This window comes from Paraconexibacter sp., assembly GCF_059438195.1.
The window spans coordinates 1-14174 of record NZ_JBLKKY010000088.1 but is presented as its reverse complement, the minus strand read 5'-3'; the positions used below and the strand labels follow the sequence as shown (position 1 = coordinate 14174).

Sequence of the window (14174 nt, the reverse complement as noted above, 5' to 3'; positions counted from 1 at the left end):
TCCGCGACCGCGAGACGGCGCAGATCGCGATCGAGTCCGCGCTCACCGGCCACCTCGTCCTCTCGACGCTGCACACCAACGACGCCCCGACGGCCATCACGCGGCTCGTCGAGATGGGCATCGAGCCGTTCCTCGTCGCCAGCGCGCTCGACTGCGTCGTCGCGCAGCGTCTCGCGCGAACCCTCTGCGGACACTGCAAGAGGCGGACGATCCTCTCCGCCGAGGTGCTCCGCGACAGCGGCTTCCCGGCGCGCGTCGACATCGAGGCCCACGAGCCCGTCGGATGCGCCCGCTGCGCGAACAGCGGCTACAAGGGCCGGGTCGGCGTCTTCGAGGTCATGCAGCTCACCGACGAGATCCGCCAGCTCACGATCGAGCGCGCCTCGGCCGACCAGATCGCGGAGGCCGCGGTCCGCAACGGGATGCGCCGGCTCCGCGAGGACGGCCTGCAGAAGATCCTCGACGGGCGCACCTCGATCGCCGAGATCGCCCGCGTCACCGGCACGAGCTGACCGCCGCCGCCAGCGGCGGTGCGCCGTCCGCCGCCGCCGCCGTGTCGTCCGCGCCCGTACGGGTAGCGATCAGCGACCCGTACGCGAGACGCGAAAGGCAGGCCCACGATGGCACGGACGGTCGACCCCGACGAGCGCGGGGGCTACGGCACGGCGATCCTCTCCGGGCTGACCCTCGCCCTGGCCCTCGCCGCGGTCGTCATCGCGATCTTCGCGCTCACCGACGACGACGCGTCCGAGACGCGCACCGCGATCCCGGCGACCGACGTCGCCCATGACCTCGGGGAGTACCGGGGCGAGACGGTGACGATCCGCGGCGTCGTCGGGAACATCGTCCGCAGCGGGGACGCCGAGGCCGGCGCCGATGCGCCCGCCGCAGGAGAGGTGGACCCGCTCCTCGCGTTCACCCTCGGCGGGGAGATCCGCACCGACCAGGTCCTCGTCGTCTCGAGTGACGCGTACCCGCTGCTCGACGAGACCGACCTCGTCGAGGTCACCGGGACCGTCCGCGAGTTCGAGGCGGGGAGGTTCGCGGAGGCGTTCGAGGCTCCGCGGTTCTTCGACGTCAACCGCTTCGGCGACTGGGACACCCGGGCGGCGCTCGTCGTCCAGTCGATCGACCCGACGGTGACGAGCGTGGAGGGCTCGTGACCCGCCCGAGCACGGCCATCCGCGGTCCGACCCCCGGGTCGGTGTTCCCCTGGCTCCTCGCCGCGCTCACCGTCGCCGCCGTAGCCCTGGCCGTCTGGGGCCTCGTCGACGACGACGCGGACGAACGGGCGGACGCTGGGGTGAGCCTCGAGGAGATCCTCGACGATCCGCAGGAGCGCCTCGGGTGGACCGTGACCGTGCGCGGTCGGGCCGGGGCCCCGACGGTGGTGGGTGCGGACGACGCCCGCAGTCGCGAGGTCGCGCGGACGGCCGCGTTCACGCTCGGGAGCGCGTCCGCGGACGGGCGCATCCTCGTCCTCGCCAACGCCGACGACGTGCGGTTCCTCGACGACGGCGACCGGGTCGAGGTGACCGGATCGGTGCGACCGTTCGACAGCTCGCGTCTCGCCGTGCTCGCCGGCGAGCAGGCGGCGGTCGGCGACGAGGCGCTCCTCGAGAAGTGGGGTGGCCACCCGGTCATCATCGCGGCCTTCGTCGACCCGACCGTGCCGGCGGCCGGCAGCTGATCGCCCGTCAGCTCGCCGCGGCGGGCTGCCTCGCCCCGTTCGCCGAGGGCTCCTCGGTCGCCTCCGCCGGCGGCGTCGTGCGCAGCGGCGGCGGCGCCGGCCAGTCGGTGACGGGACGCTCGGTCGCGCGACGCGCCGTCGCCCGGAAGGGGCCGAACCAGCGGTCGAGCCTGATCCCGGCCTCGGCGGGAAGCTCCCCGAGCGCCTCGCGGAGGATCTCCCCGCGCTGCCCGGGGTGCCGGTGCAGAGCGCCGAGGAGGCCGAGGGTGAGCGCCCGCGGCCCTGCGATCTTCTCGGGCGGCCGCACGCGGTTGAAGTTGTCGGCGAGGTGGTCGGGGTTGCCGTCGAAGGTCCGGATGACCTCGCGCAGGAGCGGAGTGCACGGGCTCGTCGCGCGGCTCTCGCGGCAGCCCCAGTGGTAGGAGGGGAAGCACTCCCGGTCGCGCTCGCGCTCCCATGAGCGCAGCGCGGCGTCGATCTCCGCGTCGGGCCGCGACTCGGCGAGGAGCGGCGCGACGAGCTCGCCGAGCCGCCGGCCGAAGCGCAGGGCGTCCCGCTGCCCCGAGCCGATGACGGGGTCCTTGAAGTGCCCGGCGTCCCCGGCGAGGGCCCATCCCGGACCGCTGCTCGCGCGGAAGAAGGACGTCGTCTCGGCGGTCGAGCGCACCTTGCTCATGTCGTCGGCGCCGCGCAGGCGCTCGCCGATCCCCTCGGGGTCCTCGCCGATCGACGCGGCCCACGCCGCGTCGGGATCACGACGGTAGTCGCTGATCCGCTCGGCGGGCGGCATGAGGAGGACGATGACGCGCCCGTCCGGGACCGGGAAGGTGTAGCCGATGGTGTCGCCGTAGCGCCACTGCGACATCGTCTCGTGCCAGCGGGTGCCGGCCTTCGGGTCGCTCATGTACCGGAACGCCGCGCCGCGGCCGTTGCGCGACGCGCGGTAGGGCCGCCAGGAGCCGCACCGCGCCGCGACCGTCGAGCGGCGTCCGTCGGCGCCGACGACGAGCCGCGCCCGCAGCAGGTGCTCCTCGCCGTCGGCGAGGTAGCGCACCCCGGCGGCGCGGCCGTCCTCCCAGAGGACGTCCACCACCTCGCAGCCCTCGCGGAGCTCGGCGCCGGCGGCGACCGCGGTCTGCGCGAACGCGAGGTCCTGGTCGGGGCGCGGGATGCAGAGCCCGTAGCCGATCCCGTCGACGCTCGACCAGTTCTCGTGGACCTGGATGTCCCCGCAGCCGACGTGGACGTAGTGGCAGCGCGGCGGGTCGAGGGCGAGGAGCCGCTCGAGCGCGCCGAGGCGCGCGGCCTCGGCGACGGCGTAGGGCACGAGGACGTGCGTCGAGAGCGTGTCGGACGGGAACCGGCGCTGCTCGAGCACCACGACGCGGTGGCCGCCGCGGGCGAGCGTCGTCGCGACCGCGGAGCCGGCGATCCGGCCCCCGACGACGACGACGTCGGTGGTCTCCACGGCGCTCATGCGGCTTCGAGGAGGACGATCGGGATCGGGCGGTCGGTCGCCTTCTCGTACTCCTCGTAGTCGGAGTACATCTCCACGAACCGCTCCCACAGCCGCGCCCGCTCCTCGGGCGTCGCCTCGCGACCGGTCACCTTGCGGACCTCGGAGCCGAGCCGGACCCGCGCGACCGGGTTCGCTTGGAGGTTGAGCCACCAGGCCGGCGGCTTGTCGCTGCCGAGGTTCGACGCCACGACGGCGAGGGCGGGCCCGTCCTCGAGGTACATGAGGGGCGTCGAGCGCTCCTGGCCGCTCTTGCGGCCGACCGTCGTGAGGAGGAGGGTCGTCATGCCGAGGAAGCGATGGCCGATCCGGCCGCGGGTGCCCTCGTAGAGCTTGCGGTGGATCGACCAGATGACCTCGGCGACGGGGCGGGGAGGGGGAGCCATGGGCTCAAGCCTACGTGGCCCCGCGCGCGAAGATCAACACCCTGTCAAGTTTGCGGCCGCGCCCAGAGGCGCTGGTACCGTCCGGCGCCGTGCATCCGATCGAGGTCGCCGGACTCGTCAAGCGGTTCGGGCGCTTCCACGCCCTCGACGGCCTCGATCTCGTCGTGCGTCGTGGCGAGGTCCACGGCTTCCTCGGCCCGAACGGCTCCGGCAAGTCGACCGCGATCCGCGTCCTGCTCGGGCTCCTGCGCGCGAGCGACGGCGAGGTCCGCGTCCTCGGGGGCGATCCGTGGGCCGACGCCGTCGCCCTCCATCGGCGCCTCGCCTACGTCCCCGGGGACGTGAGCCTGTGGCCGGGTCTCACCGGCGGGGAGGCGATCGACGTCCTCACCCGCCTCCGCGGCGGCGTCGACGTGGCCAGGCGCGACGCGCTCGTCGAGCGGTTCGGCCTCGACCCGACGAAGAAGGCCCGCACCTACTCGAAGGGGAACCGCCAGAAGGTCGCGCTCATCGCCGCGCTCGCCGCCGACGTCGAGCTCCTCCTCCTCGACGAGCCGACATCCGGGCTCGACCCGCTCATGGAGTCCGAGTTCCGCGCGTGCGTGCGCGCGGCGCGCGACGAGGGCCGGACGGTCCTGCTCTCGAGCCACATCCTCTCCGAGGTCGAGGCGCTGTGCGAGCGGGTGACGATCATCCGCGCCGGGCGGACCGTCGAGTCCGGAAGCCTCGACGAGCTGCGCCACCTCACGCGGACGGCGATCACGGTCGAGACGGAGCGTCCGCTCGGCGACATCGCGGCGCACCCGGCGGTCCACGACCTCCGCTCCGAGAACGGCGAGCTGCGGTTCGACGTCGACACCCCGCAGCTCGGGGACGTCGTCCGGCGGCTCGCCGACGCGGGCGTCGTCGCGCTCACGAGCCGGCCCCCGACGCTCGAGGAGCTCTTCCTGCGCCACTACGGGGAGCCGGCGGAGAGCGGCACGGAGACCCCCGCCGGCGAGGCGGTCGAGCCGTGACGGCGCTCGCCGGGGCGCCGGCGCTCCTGCGGCTGCGGCTGCGTCGCGACCGGATCCTCGCCCCGCTCTCGGTCGTCGTCCTCGCCGCGCTCGTGTGGACGACGGCGATCCAGAGCGAGGAGCTCTACTCGAACCAGGCCGAGCGCGCGGAGTACGCGGCGACCGTCGTCGGCAACGCGGGGATCATCGCGCTCATCGGACCTCCGCTCGCCGTCGAGACGGTGGGCGGCGACGTCGCGTGGCAGTGGGGCGGCCTCGGCGCCGTCGCGGCCGCGCTCCTCAGCATGTTCATCGTCGGCCGGCACACGCGTGCGGAGGAGCAGTCCGGCCGCAGCGAGCTCGTCGGATCGAACGTCGTCGGGCGGCTCGCCGTCCCGGTCGCCGCACTCGCCGTCGCCGCCGCCGCGCAGATCGCGCTCGGCGCGCTCGTCGCGGTCTCCCTCATCGCGGAGGGCCTCGCGGTCGAGGGCGCCCTGTCGCTCGGCGCGGCGTTCACCGGCGTCGGCCTCGTCTTCGCGGCGGTGTCGCTGCTCGCCGCGCAGGTGAGCCGGACGACCGGCTCGGCGTACGCGATCGTCGGCGCGGTCCTCGGCGCGTCCTACGCGCTGCGGGCCGCCGGCGACGTCGGTGACGGGACCCTGTCCTGGGCGTCGCCGATCGGCTGGGCGCAGCAGATGCGCCCGTACGCCGGCGAGCGCTGGGGGCCGCTCGTCCTCCTGCTCGTCACGACGGCGGCGCTCGTCGCCGTCGCGCTGCGGCTCGCGGCCCGTCGCGACGACGGCGCGGCGCTCATCGCCGACCGGCCCGGCCCGGCGCGCGGTGAGGGCGCGATCCTGCGTCCCGCGGGTCTCGCGCTGCGGATGTCGCGGGGGTCGCTCATCGGCTGGACGCTCGGCCTCTTCCTCAGCGGCGTCATGGTCGGCGCGATCGCCCAGGACGCCGACAGCATCCTCGGCGACAGCGACGTCATCACCGACCTCTACGAGCAGGCGGGCGGGTCGCTCGTCGACAACTACCTCGCGCTCTCGGCCCTGTCGATGGCGCAGGTGGGGACGGCGTTCGCGATCGCGTGCGTGCTGCGGCTGCGGCGCGACGAGCAGGAGGGACGCGCCGAGGCGATGCTCGCGACGGCGCTCTCGCGCACGCGCTGGATGGCCGCGCAGGTCGCCGTCGCGGTCGGCGGGTCCGTCGTCGTCGTGGGGTCGGTCGGCGTCGGGGCGGGCATCGCCGACGCGATCGTCGCGGGCGACGCCGGCCGGCTGCCGCGCCTCGTCGTCGCCTCGCTGGCGCACCTCCCCGCCGTGTGGGTGCTCGCGGGCCTCACCGCCGCGCTCGTCGGCCTCGTCCCGCGCGTCGCGGGGGCGGCGTGGGTCGCCCTCGGCGCCGTGTACCTCCTCGCGTTCCTCGGCCCGCTCCTCTCGCTCCCCGGCTGGGTGCTGGGGCTCTCGCCGTTCGACCACGTGCCGCTGCTCCCGGCCGGCGAGGTGGACGCGACGTCGCTCGTCGTCCTCTGCGCGATCGCCGCGACGCTCGTCGCGATCGGGCTCGCGGGGATGGCGCGGCGCGACGTGGGGGCGTCCTGAGGTCCCTAGGCTTCGCCGCCGACGATGCTGCGCACCGTGTCCGCCACCCGCTACGTCGCGCCGCTGCGCGAGGGCGGCTCGCTGCCCGCGCTCGTCGAGGCCGACGACGACGGGATGTACGTGACGAAGCTCCGGGGCGCGGGCCAGGGCCCGAAGGCGCTCGTCGCCGAGGTCGTGTGCGGTGAGCTCGCGCGGGCTCTCGGCCTCCCCGTCCCCGAGCTCGTGCTCGTGGAGCTCCCCGTCGAGCTCTCTCACGCGGAGCCCGACCCGGAGATCCAGGAGCTCCTCGAGAGCAGCGCGGGGGTGAACCTGGGGCTCGACTTCCTCCCGGGCGCGCTGCCCCACGCGCCCGCGGGACGCGTCCAGCCCTCGCCCGAGTCCGCGGCGGACGTCGTGTGGTTCGATGCGCTCGTCGAGAACGTGGACCGCACCCCGCGCAACCCGAACCTCCTCGTGTGGCACGGGGCGACCTGGCTCATCGATCACGGTGCGGCGCTCTACCGCCAGCACGCGGCCGAGGGCCTCGGCTCCGGCGGCGGGCCGTTCCCGCTCAGCGCCCAGCACGTCCTGCTGCCTCGCGCGGGGTCGATCGCCGAGGCGGACGCGCGACTCGCCGGGCGCGTCGACGAGGCGCTCCTGCGGGACATCGTGGCGCTCGTCCCGCCGGAGTGGGTCGGCGGAGAGTCCCTGTCCCCGTACGTCGCGGATCTGCTCGCGCGGGTCGCGGGCGACCGCGAGTGGGCGGGGTTCGCCGAGGAGGCGCGCGGTCGTGTCTGAGGTCTTCCAGTACGCCGTCCTGCGCGTCGTCCCGTCGCTGCCGCGCGGCGAGGCGCTCAACGTCGGCGTCGTCGTCCACTGCCGGCGGCTCTCGTTCCTCGCGGTCGGCCTCCACGTCGACGCAGAGCGCCTCCGCGCCCTCGACCCGGAGCTCGACGTCGAGGCGCTGCGCGCCCACCTCGACGGCCTCGCCCGCGTCGCCGCCGGCGACGAGGACGCGGGCCCGGTCGCGGCGCTCGACCGCTCGGAGCGCTTCCACTGGCTCGTCGCGCCGTCCTCGACGATCGTGCAGCCGGGCCCCGTCCACACCGGTCTGTGCGACGACGGCGCAGCGGTCGTCGAGAAGCTGCTCGACGAGCTCGTGCGCTGAGCGCTCGCCGTCGCCGCCGCGCCGCCGGCGCCGCCGCCGGCCGCCCGCCGGCCCGGGAGGTGCGACGGATGAACCTCGGATTCCGACGTTCATCCGTCGCACCTCCCGGGAACCGCCCCGCATGCAGATCGGCTACTTCCTCTCCAGCGAGGAGTATTCACCCAAGGAGCTCGTCGACCAGGCCAAGCGCGCCGAGGACGCGGGCTTCCACGCGCTGTGGATCTCCGACCACTACCACCCGTGGGTCGACGCACAGGGCCACAGCCCCTTCGTGTGGTCGGTCATCGGCGCGGTCGCCGAGGCGACCGACATGCACGTGACGACCGGGGTCACCTGCCCCACGGTGCGCATCCACCCGGCGATCATCGCCCAGGCGGCCGCGACGAGCGCGGTCATGCTCGACGGTCGCTTCAGCCTCGGCGTCGGGTCCGGCGAGGCGCTCAACGAGCACATCCTCGGCGACGCGTGGCCGAACATCGAGACGCGGCTCGAGATGCTCGAGGAGGCCGTCGACGTCATCCGCACGCTCTGGGAGGGCGGCTCCCAGGACCACCGCGGCATCCACTACGAGGTGCAGAACGCGCGGATCTACGACCTGCCCGACGAGCCGCCGGAGATCCTCGTCTCGGGCTTCGGGCCGAAGGCGATCGAGGTCGCCGCGCGCATCGGCGACGGCTTCGCGACGACGTCGCCGGACGATGAGGGCATCACGCAGTACCGCGACCAGGGCGGCAAGGGGCCCGTCCACGCCGGCACGAAGGTGTGCTTCGGCCCGGACGAGGAGAAGGCGCGGGAGACCGTGCACCGCACGTGGCCGAACGCCGGCCTTCCCGGCGAGCTCGCGCAGATCATCCCGACTCCGGCGCACTTCGAGCAGGCCGCGGAGATCGTCACGCCCGACATGCTCTCCGCGCCGGTCGGCCCCGACCTCGACGCGCACGCCGAGGCGCTGCAGTCCTATGCGGACGCGGGCGTCGACGAGCTCTTCGTCCAGCAGATCGGCGGGAACATGGACGCGTTCTTCGACGAGTGGGCGCAGGACGTCCTGCCGCGCTTCTCTTAGCGGCCCGGCAGACGGCTCCGGCGCGCGGCACGCGCCCCGGAGCGTCCAGAAAACGTCCAGCGGAGGTCGAGGAACCGGGGAGGGTCGCCGATACGACACGCACGATGCGGTTCGATTTCGCCGACCTGCTCATGGACGTCCTCGAACGACGGGCGTCCGACCTCCACATCACCGCCGGCAGCTCGCCGATGGTCCGCGTCCGCGGCAGGCTCGTCGCGATGGACGAGTACCCGAAGCTCGATCCGACGGACACGCGGGAGATCATCTACTCGATCCTCACGAACGACCAGCGCCAGCGGCTGGAGACGGACTGGCAGCTCGACTTCGCCTACGCGATCCCCGGGCACGCCCGCTTCCGCGTCAACGCCTACTTCCAGCGCTCGGCGCTGGGTGCCGCGTTCCGCCTCATCCCGTCGCAGATCGTGAACATCGACGATCTCGGGCTGCCGCCCGTCGTCCACGACCTCTGCAACAAGCCCCGCGGGCTCGTGCTCGTCACCGGCCCGACCGGCTCCGGCAAGTCGACGTCGCTGGCGGCGATGATCGACGAGATCAACGCGACGCGCGAGGAGCACATCCTCACGATCGAGGACCCGATCGAGTTCCTCCACAGCCATCGCAAGTGCGTCGTCAACCAGCGTGAGCTCGGCTCGGACGCGCAGTCGTTCGCCGCCGCGCTGAAGGCCGCGCTCCGCCAGGACCCCGACGTCATCCTCGTCGGCGAGATGCGCGACCTCGAGACGATCTCGACCGCGCTCACCGCCGCGGAGACCGGCCACCTCGTCTTCGCGACGCTCCACACGCAGAGCGCGCCCTCGACGATCGACCGCGTCATCGACGTCTTCCCGCCCCACCAGCAGCAGCAGGTCCGCGTGCAGCTGTCGATCGCGCTGCAGGGCGTCATGACGCAGACGCTCATCCCGACCGCCGACGGCTCCGCCCGCGCCGTGGCGGCCGAGACGCTCGTCCCGACCCCCGCGGTCCGCAACCTCATCCGCGAGGGCAAGACGCACCAGATCCCGTCCGCGATGCAGACCGGCTCGGCGCACGGCATGCAGACGATGGACGCGGCGCTCGCCGCGCTCGTCCGCGCCGGCAAGATCACCCAGCGCGTCGCCGAGACGCGCTCGTCGACCCCGGAGGAGCTCAAGCGCCTCCTCGGGGCCGGCGGCTTCGGCGGCGGCATGGGCAACGGCAACGGCATGGGCTCCGCGCCCGGCGGACCTCCGCCGTCGCGGGCGGCCGTCTAGGAGGAGCGCGAGATGGCCACCTACGTCTTCAAGGCGATGGACCTCACCGGCGCGAAGGCGACCGGCGAGGTGGAAGCGGACAGCAAGCAGGTCGTCAGCGAGCAGCTCAAGCAGCGGGGGCTCATCGTCCTCGACATCGCCGACAAGCACACCTCGAAGGAGATCAAGGTCCCCTTCCTCAACCGGGTGAAGCTCACCGACCTCGCGGTGATGACCCGGCAGCTCTCGACGATGGTGTCGAGCGGCATGACGATCCTCCGCGCGCTCTACGTCCTCGAGGCGCAGACGGAGAACGACAACCTCAAGGAGACCCTCGTCAAGGTCCGCAAGGACGTCGAGGCGGGCCTCCCGCTCAGCGACGCGCTCGAGCGTCACCCGAAGATGTTCAACCCGCTCTTCGTCGCGATGACGCGCGCGGGCGAGACCGGCGGCGTCCTCGACCAGTCGCTGATTCGGGTCGCCGACCAGCTCGAGAAGGAGGCGTCGCTGCGCCGCCAGGTGAAGTCGGCGATGGCCTACCCGGGCGTCGTCGTGAGCTTCGCGGTCCTCACGCTCGTCGCGCTCGTCGCGTTCCTCGTCCCGGTGTTCGTCGGCGTCTTCGAGGAGTTCGACGGCGAGCTGCCGACGATCACGAAGTTCACCGTCCTCCTCTCGGACGTCATGACGGGCTACTGGTACGCCCTCATCGGCGGCATCGTCCTCATCGGCGTCCTCTTCCACAAGTGGAAGACGAGCGACGCCGGCCGCGCGCAGTGGGACCGCTTCAAGCTGCGGCTCCCCGTGAAGATCGGCGACATCGTCCAGAAGGTCGCCCTCGCCCGCTGGTCCCGCACGCTCAGCGCGCTCGTCAGCGCCGGCGTCCCGCTCCTGCAGGCGATCGACATCACCGGCAAGACCGCGGGCAACCACGTCGTCGACGAGGCGATGCAGAACGTCCTCGACAACGTGAAGGCCGGCGGCACGATCGCCGACCCGCTCAAGGCCTCGCCGGTCTTCCCGGGCATGGTGAGCCACATGGTCGGCGTCGGTGAGGAGACCGGCGAGCTCGACACGATGCTCAGCAAGATCGCCGACTTCTACGAGGACCAGGTCGAGGCCGCGGTCAAGCAGCTCACCTCGATCCTCGAGCCCGTGATGATCGTCGTCGTCGGCGGCCTCGTCGGCTTCATCGTCGTGTCGATGTACCTGCCGCTCTTCAAGGTCTACGACTCGATCCAGTAGGGGGGCGCGTGCCGCCTTCTCGCTCGGCGAGAAAGATCCGCGGCACGTCGACCGACGCCGGCCCGCACGCGCTGCGCGGACGCCTTCTCGCGTGCCGCCGCACGGGCCGGTCCGGGTGATCGTCGAGCCGAGCCGGGGCGCGGATGCTCCCTGCAACGGCCGGCTCGCCTACGAGCTTCGTCCAGGTCCCGCACCTCGAGGCGCAAGTCGCCAACCCGGGCGGCCGTTGTCCGTCTCGAGGGGTGAACCCGATAGGAGGTCACGCCGTGTCATCGAGAACCAAGTCCATCCGCGAGCTCATCGACCGCTCGATGTACGCCGTCGACGAGCACGAGATCGCCGAGGCGGTGCTGCTGCGCAGCGCGTGGCGGCAGACGATCCCGGCGCGCGCGGAGCCGACGGCGCCCCCGGCCTGGTCGGAGCCGGGGACGGTGCGCTCGTTCCGCCACGACGAGCGGGCGCGGAGCTTCCGCCTCGCGCGTCGTCGCGAGTTGGCCCACCGGCGCTAGACCGGCGGTCCCGCGGCCCGCGCGTCGCCGCCGACGCGGGACGGGCGGACCCGTCAGGCGCGAGCCGACGCCGAGCAGCAGCCGTCGTCGCAGCCGCCGCCCGCCGCCGCGGCCGCCCGCGGGACGGATGTCCCGTCGCGGCGCCGACCCTCGACGCGCATCAGCCGCAGCGCGTTGAGGGTGACGAGGAGCGACATGCCCATGTCGGCGACGACGGCCATGACGAGCGTCACGAGACCGAGCGGGGCGAGGACGACGAAGACCGCCTTGACGGCGAGGGAGGCGACGACGTTCTCGCGGATGATGCGCATCGTCCGGCGGCTGTGGGCGATCGCGTCGGGGAGACGGTCGACCTCGTCGGCCATGAGCGCGACGTCGGCGGACTCCAGCGCGACGTCGCTGCCCGCCGCGCCCATCGCGATTCCGACGTCGGCCGCCGCGAGCGCGGGTGCGTCGTTGACCCCGTCGCCGAGCATCGCGACCGGGCCGTCGGCCTGGAGGGCGCGGACCGCGTCGAGCTTGTCCTCGGGGAGGAGGCCGGCCCGCCACTCCGCGACGCCGGTCTGCTCGGCGACCGCGCGGGCGACCCGCTCGCCGTCCCCCGTGAGCATGACGACGCGCTCGACGCCCGCGCGCTCGCGGAGGCCGCGCACCGCCGCCTCCGCGGTGTCGCGCGGCCGGTCGGCGAGCCCGAAGACGGCGAGGACGCGGTCGCCCTCGCCGAGGACGACGGCGGTCTCTCCGCGCTCCTCGGCCGCCGCGGACGCGCCGGGAGGGCCGCCGGCGCGCTCGGATGCGAGCCTCGGGCCGCCGGCCCAGAGCCGCCGGCCGTCGACGGTCGCCTCGGCGCCGCGGCCCGGGAGCGCGGTGAACGCGGTCGCGGGGGGGACGGCGAGGCCGCGCTCCTCGGCGGCGCGCGCGAGCGCCTGCCCGAGCGGGTGCTCCGAGCCGCGCTCGACCGCGGCGACGAGCGCGAGCGCGGTGGCCTCGTCGGCGCCGTCGAGCACGGCGACGCTCCCGAGCTGCGGGCGGCCCTCCGTGAGCGTGCCGGTCTTGTCGACCGCGACGGTCCGCACGCGCGCGAGCGTCTCGAGCGCCGCGCCGCCCTTGATGAGCACGCCGGTGCGCGCCGCGCCCCCGACCGCCGACACGACGGCGACCGGGACGGAGATGACGAGCGCACACGGGCACGCGACGATGAGGAGCGCGAGCGCGCGGTACAGCCAGGTGTCGAGCTCGCCGCCGAGGAGGGTCGGGACGACGGCGACGAGGACCGCGGAGACGAAGACGAGCGGCGTGTAGATCCGCGCGAAGCGGTCGATGAACCGCTCGGACGGGGCGCGGCTGCCCTGCGCCTCGGCGACGAGCTCGGCGACGCGCGCGAGCGTCGTCTCGCCCGCGGCGGCGGTCGTCCGCACGGTGAGGGCGCCGAACGCGTTGAGCGTCCCGGCGAAGACCTCGTCGCCGGCCTCCTTGTCGACGGGGACGGACTCGCCCGTGAGGGCCGACTCGTCGAGGCTCGAGGCGCCCTCCACGATGAGCCCGTCGAGCGGGACGCGCTCGCCCGGGCGCACGAGGACGAGCGCCCCGACCGCGACCTCGGCGACCGGGACCGTCCGCTCGCCGCCGTCGGCGAGGACGTGCGCCTCGTCGGGCGCGAGCTCCATGAGCGTCTCGACGCTGCGGCGGCTGCGGTCGAGCGCGAAGCTCTCGAGCGTGGTCCCGACGGCGAAGAGGACGAGGACCCAGGCGCCCTCGGCGTAGTCCCCGATGCCGACGGCGCCGACCGCCGCGAGCGCCATGAGGACGTTCATGTCGAGTGCGCGACGGCGGAGGGCGGTGGTCGCGGCGAGCGCGATCGGCCAGCCGCCGACCGCCATCGAGAGCATGTAGAGCGGCTGGGCGACCTCGCGCGGGGCGCCCGTGAGCGAGGCGGCGACCGCCGCGGCGAGCGCGACGACGGCGAAGGTCGTCGAGAGCGTCCGCACGTCGCGCCGCCAGAACGCGGGCGTCGGGCCCGACGGGCGCCGGCCGGCCGGACGCGCGACGTACCCGGCTCGGCGCACGGCGCTCTCGATGCGCCCGGCCTCGACGTCTCCGTCGACGACGAGCGTCGCCGTCCCGAACGACACGTCGGCGGTGCGCACGCCGTCGAGAGCCGCGACGGCCTTCTCCACGGTCGCCGCGCACGACGCGCAGTCCATGCCCTCGACGCGGAAGCGGCGCGCCTCGGCCGACGGCGGCGGCGAGGTCTCCGGCGGCTCCTGCGCGCCGGGGTCGGCCATCGGGAGCGTCGGCAGCTCCTTCATCGCGCGGCGACCTCGCCGAGGACGGCGTCGAGCAGGGTCCGGCCGGCGTCGGTGAGCGCGTACATCACCATCTTGCCGTCGCGTCGCGAGCGCACGAGCCCGGCGGTGCGCAGGACGCGCACGTGATGGGACACGAGCTTCTCGGAGCGCTCCGCGATCCACGCGAGGTCGCAGACGCACAGCTCGCCCTCCGCCGCGCGCAGGGCGGCGGCGACGGAGAGCCGCGTCGGGTCGGCGAGCGCCTTCGCCCGCGCGGCGGCCGCCTCCGCGGGCTCGGCGTCGAGCCGCTGCGCGCGGATCGCCTCGGCCTTCGGGAGGTCGAGGCAGAGGAGGTCGCAGGTGTCGTCGGCCATAACCACACCCTAACGGACGTACGGACGTTGTGGCCGGGCCCCCGTACGCGAGGCCGGGTGTGTCGGTTTGCCGCCGGCATCCGGCGGCAAACCGACACACCCGCGCCGAGATGGGGCCGCTCAGGCGCAGC

Annotated in this window: 15 protein-coding genes; 11 read left to right on the top strand and 4 right to left on the bottom strand. The window is 74.1% G+C overall.

The features are described 5' to 3' along the window. The 3 genes from ACME2J_RS20265 to ACME2J_RS20255 form a co-directional block, all read left to right on the top strand. The coding region (locus tag ACME2J_RS20265) for a GspE/PulE family protein (protein WP_495546760.1) at window positions 1-512 on the top strand (512 nt) is incomplete at its 5' end. 108 nt (window positions 513-620) lie between these two features. After that, complete coding sequence (locus tag ACME2J_RS20260) at window positions 621-1163, top strand: hypothetical protein (RefSeq protein WP_495546759.1); 543 nt, start codon at window positions 621-623, stop codon at window positions 1161-1163. Then, entirely contained in the window at window positions 1160-1690 is a 531-nt protein-coding gene (locus ACME2J_RS20255; protein ID WP_495546758.1) for a hypothetical protein, read from the top strand. The genes ACME2J_RS20260 and ACME2J_RS20255 overlap by 4 nt, the downstream gene beginning before the upstream one ends. Window positions 1691-1697: 7 nt before the next feature. Here the strand turns inward: ACME2J_RS20255 and ACME2J_RS20250 are convergent, their stop codons facing one another. Both ACME2J_RS20250 and ACME2J_RS20245 read right to left on the bottom strand, forming a co-directional pair. Next, window positions 1698-3167, bottom strand: a complete 1470-nt coding sequence (locus tag ACME2J_RS20250) for an NAD(P)/FAD-dependent oxidoreductase (protein WP_495546757.1) — start codon at window positions 3165-3167, stop codon at window positions 1698-1700. Further along, window positions 3164-3592, bottom strand: a complete 429-nt coding sequence (locus tag ACME2J_RS20245; RefSeq protein ID WP_495546756.1) for a nitroreductase family deazaflavin-dependent oxidoreductase — start codon at window positions 3590-3592, stop codon at window positions 3164-3166. Before ACME2J_RS20245 ends, ACME2J_RS20250 begins: the two co-directional genes overlap by 4 nt. Window positions 3593-3681: 89 nt before the next feature. Between ACME2J_RS20245 and ACME2J_RS20240 the strand changes: the two genes are divergently transcribed. The 8 genes from ACME2J_RS20240 to ACME2J_RS20205 all read left to right on the top strand — a co-directional run bounded on the left by ACME2J_RS20240 (window position 3682) and on the right by ACME2J_RS20205 (window position 11381). Next, window positions 3682-4608, top strand: coding sequence for an ABC transporter ATP-binding protein (locus ACME2J_RS20240; RefSeq protein ID WP_495546755.1), 927 nt, complete (start codon window positions 3682-3684; stop codon window positions 4606-4608). Further along, window positions 4605-6191, top strand: coding sequence for an ABC transporter permease (locus tag ACME2J_RS20235; RefSeq protein ID WP_495546754.1), 1587 nt, complete (start codon window positions 4605-4607; stop codon window positions 6189-6191). Before ACME2J_RS20240 ends, ACME2J_RS20235 begins: the two co-directional genes overlap by 4 nt. Window positions 6192-6218: 27 nt before the next feature. Further along, window positions 6219-6968 carry a HipA family kinase gene (locus ACME2J_RS20230; RefSeq protein WP_495546761.1) on the top strand — a complete coding sequence of 250 codons (750 nt, stop codon included), beginning with the start codon at window positions 6219-6221 and terminating at the stop codon, window positions 6966-6968. Beyond that, on the top strand, window positions 6961-7338 hold the full coding sequence (locus ACME2J_RS20225) for a DUF3037 domain-containing protein (RefSeq protein ID WP_495546753.1): 378 nt from the start codon (window positions 6961-6963) through the stop codon (window positions 7336-7338). Before ACME2J_RS20230 ends, ACME2J_RS20225 begins: the two co-directional genes overlap by 8 nt. Before the next feature lie 121 nt (window positions 7339-7459). Continuing rightward, on the top strand, window positions 7460-8401 hold the full coding sequence (locus tag ACME2J_RS20220) for a TIGR03557 family F420-dependent LLM class oxidoreductase (protein WP_495546752.1): 942 nt from the start codon (window positions 7460-7462) through the stop codon (window positions 8399-8401). Window positions 8402-8505: 104 nt separating this feature from the next. After that, window positions 8506-9651, top strand: a complete 1146-nt coding sequence (locus ACME2J_RS20215) for a type IV pilus twitching motility protein PilT (protein ID WP_495546751.1) — start codon at window positions 8506-8508, stop codon at window positions 9649-9651. A gap of 12 nt (window positions 9652-9663) precedes the next feature. Further along, window positions 9664-10872: a type II secretion system F family protein gene (locus tag ACME2J_RS20210; RefSeq protein ID WP_495546750.1), complete on the top strand. Its 1209-nt coding sequence runs from the start codon at window positions 9664-9666 to the stop codon at window positions 10870-10872. A 266-nt stretch (window positions 10873-11138) separates the two neighbouring features. Continuing rightward, window positions 11139-11381, top strand: a complete 243-nt coding sequence (locus ACME2J_RS20205; RefSeq protein WP_495546749.1) for a hypothetical protein — start codon at window positions 11139-11141, stop codon at window positions 11379-11381. Between the two features lie 53 nt (window positions 11382-11434). On the opposite strand, the gene ACME2J_RS20200 is transcribed toward ACME2J_RS20205, so the two are convergent. Both ACME2J_RS20200 and ACME2J_RS20195 read right to left on the bottom strand, forming a co-directional pair. Beyond that, on the bottom strand, window positions 11435-13690 hold the full coding sequence (locus tag ACME2J_RS20200) for a heavy metal translocating P-type ATPase (RefSeq protein WP_495546748.1): 2256 nt from the start codon (window positions 13688-13690) through the stop codon (window positions 11435-11437). Further along, on the bottom strand, window positions 13687-14043 hold the full coding sequence (locus ACME2J_RS20195; protein WP_495546747.1) for an ArsR/SmtB family transcription factor: 357 nt from the start codon (window positions 14041-14043) through the stop codon (window positions 13687-13689). The genes ACME2J_RS20200 and ACME2J_RS20195 overlap by 4 nt, the downstream gene beginning before the upstream one ends. Window positions 14044-14174 lie beyond the last annotated feature (131 nt).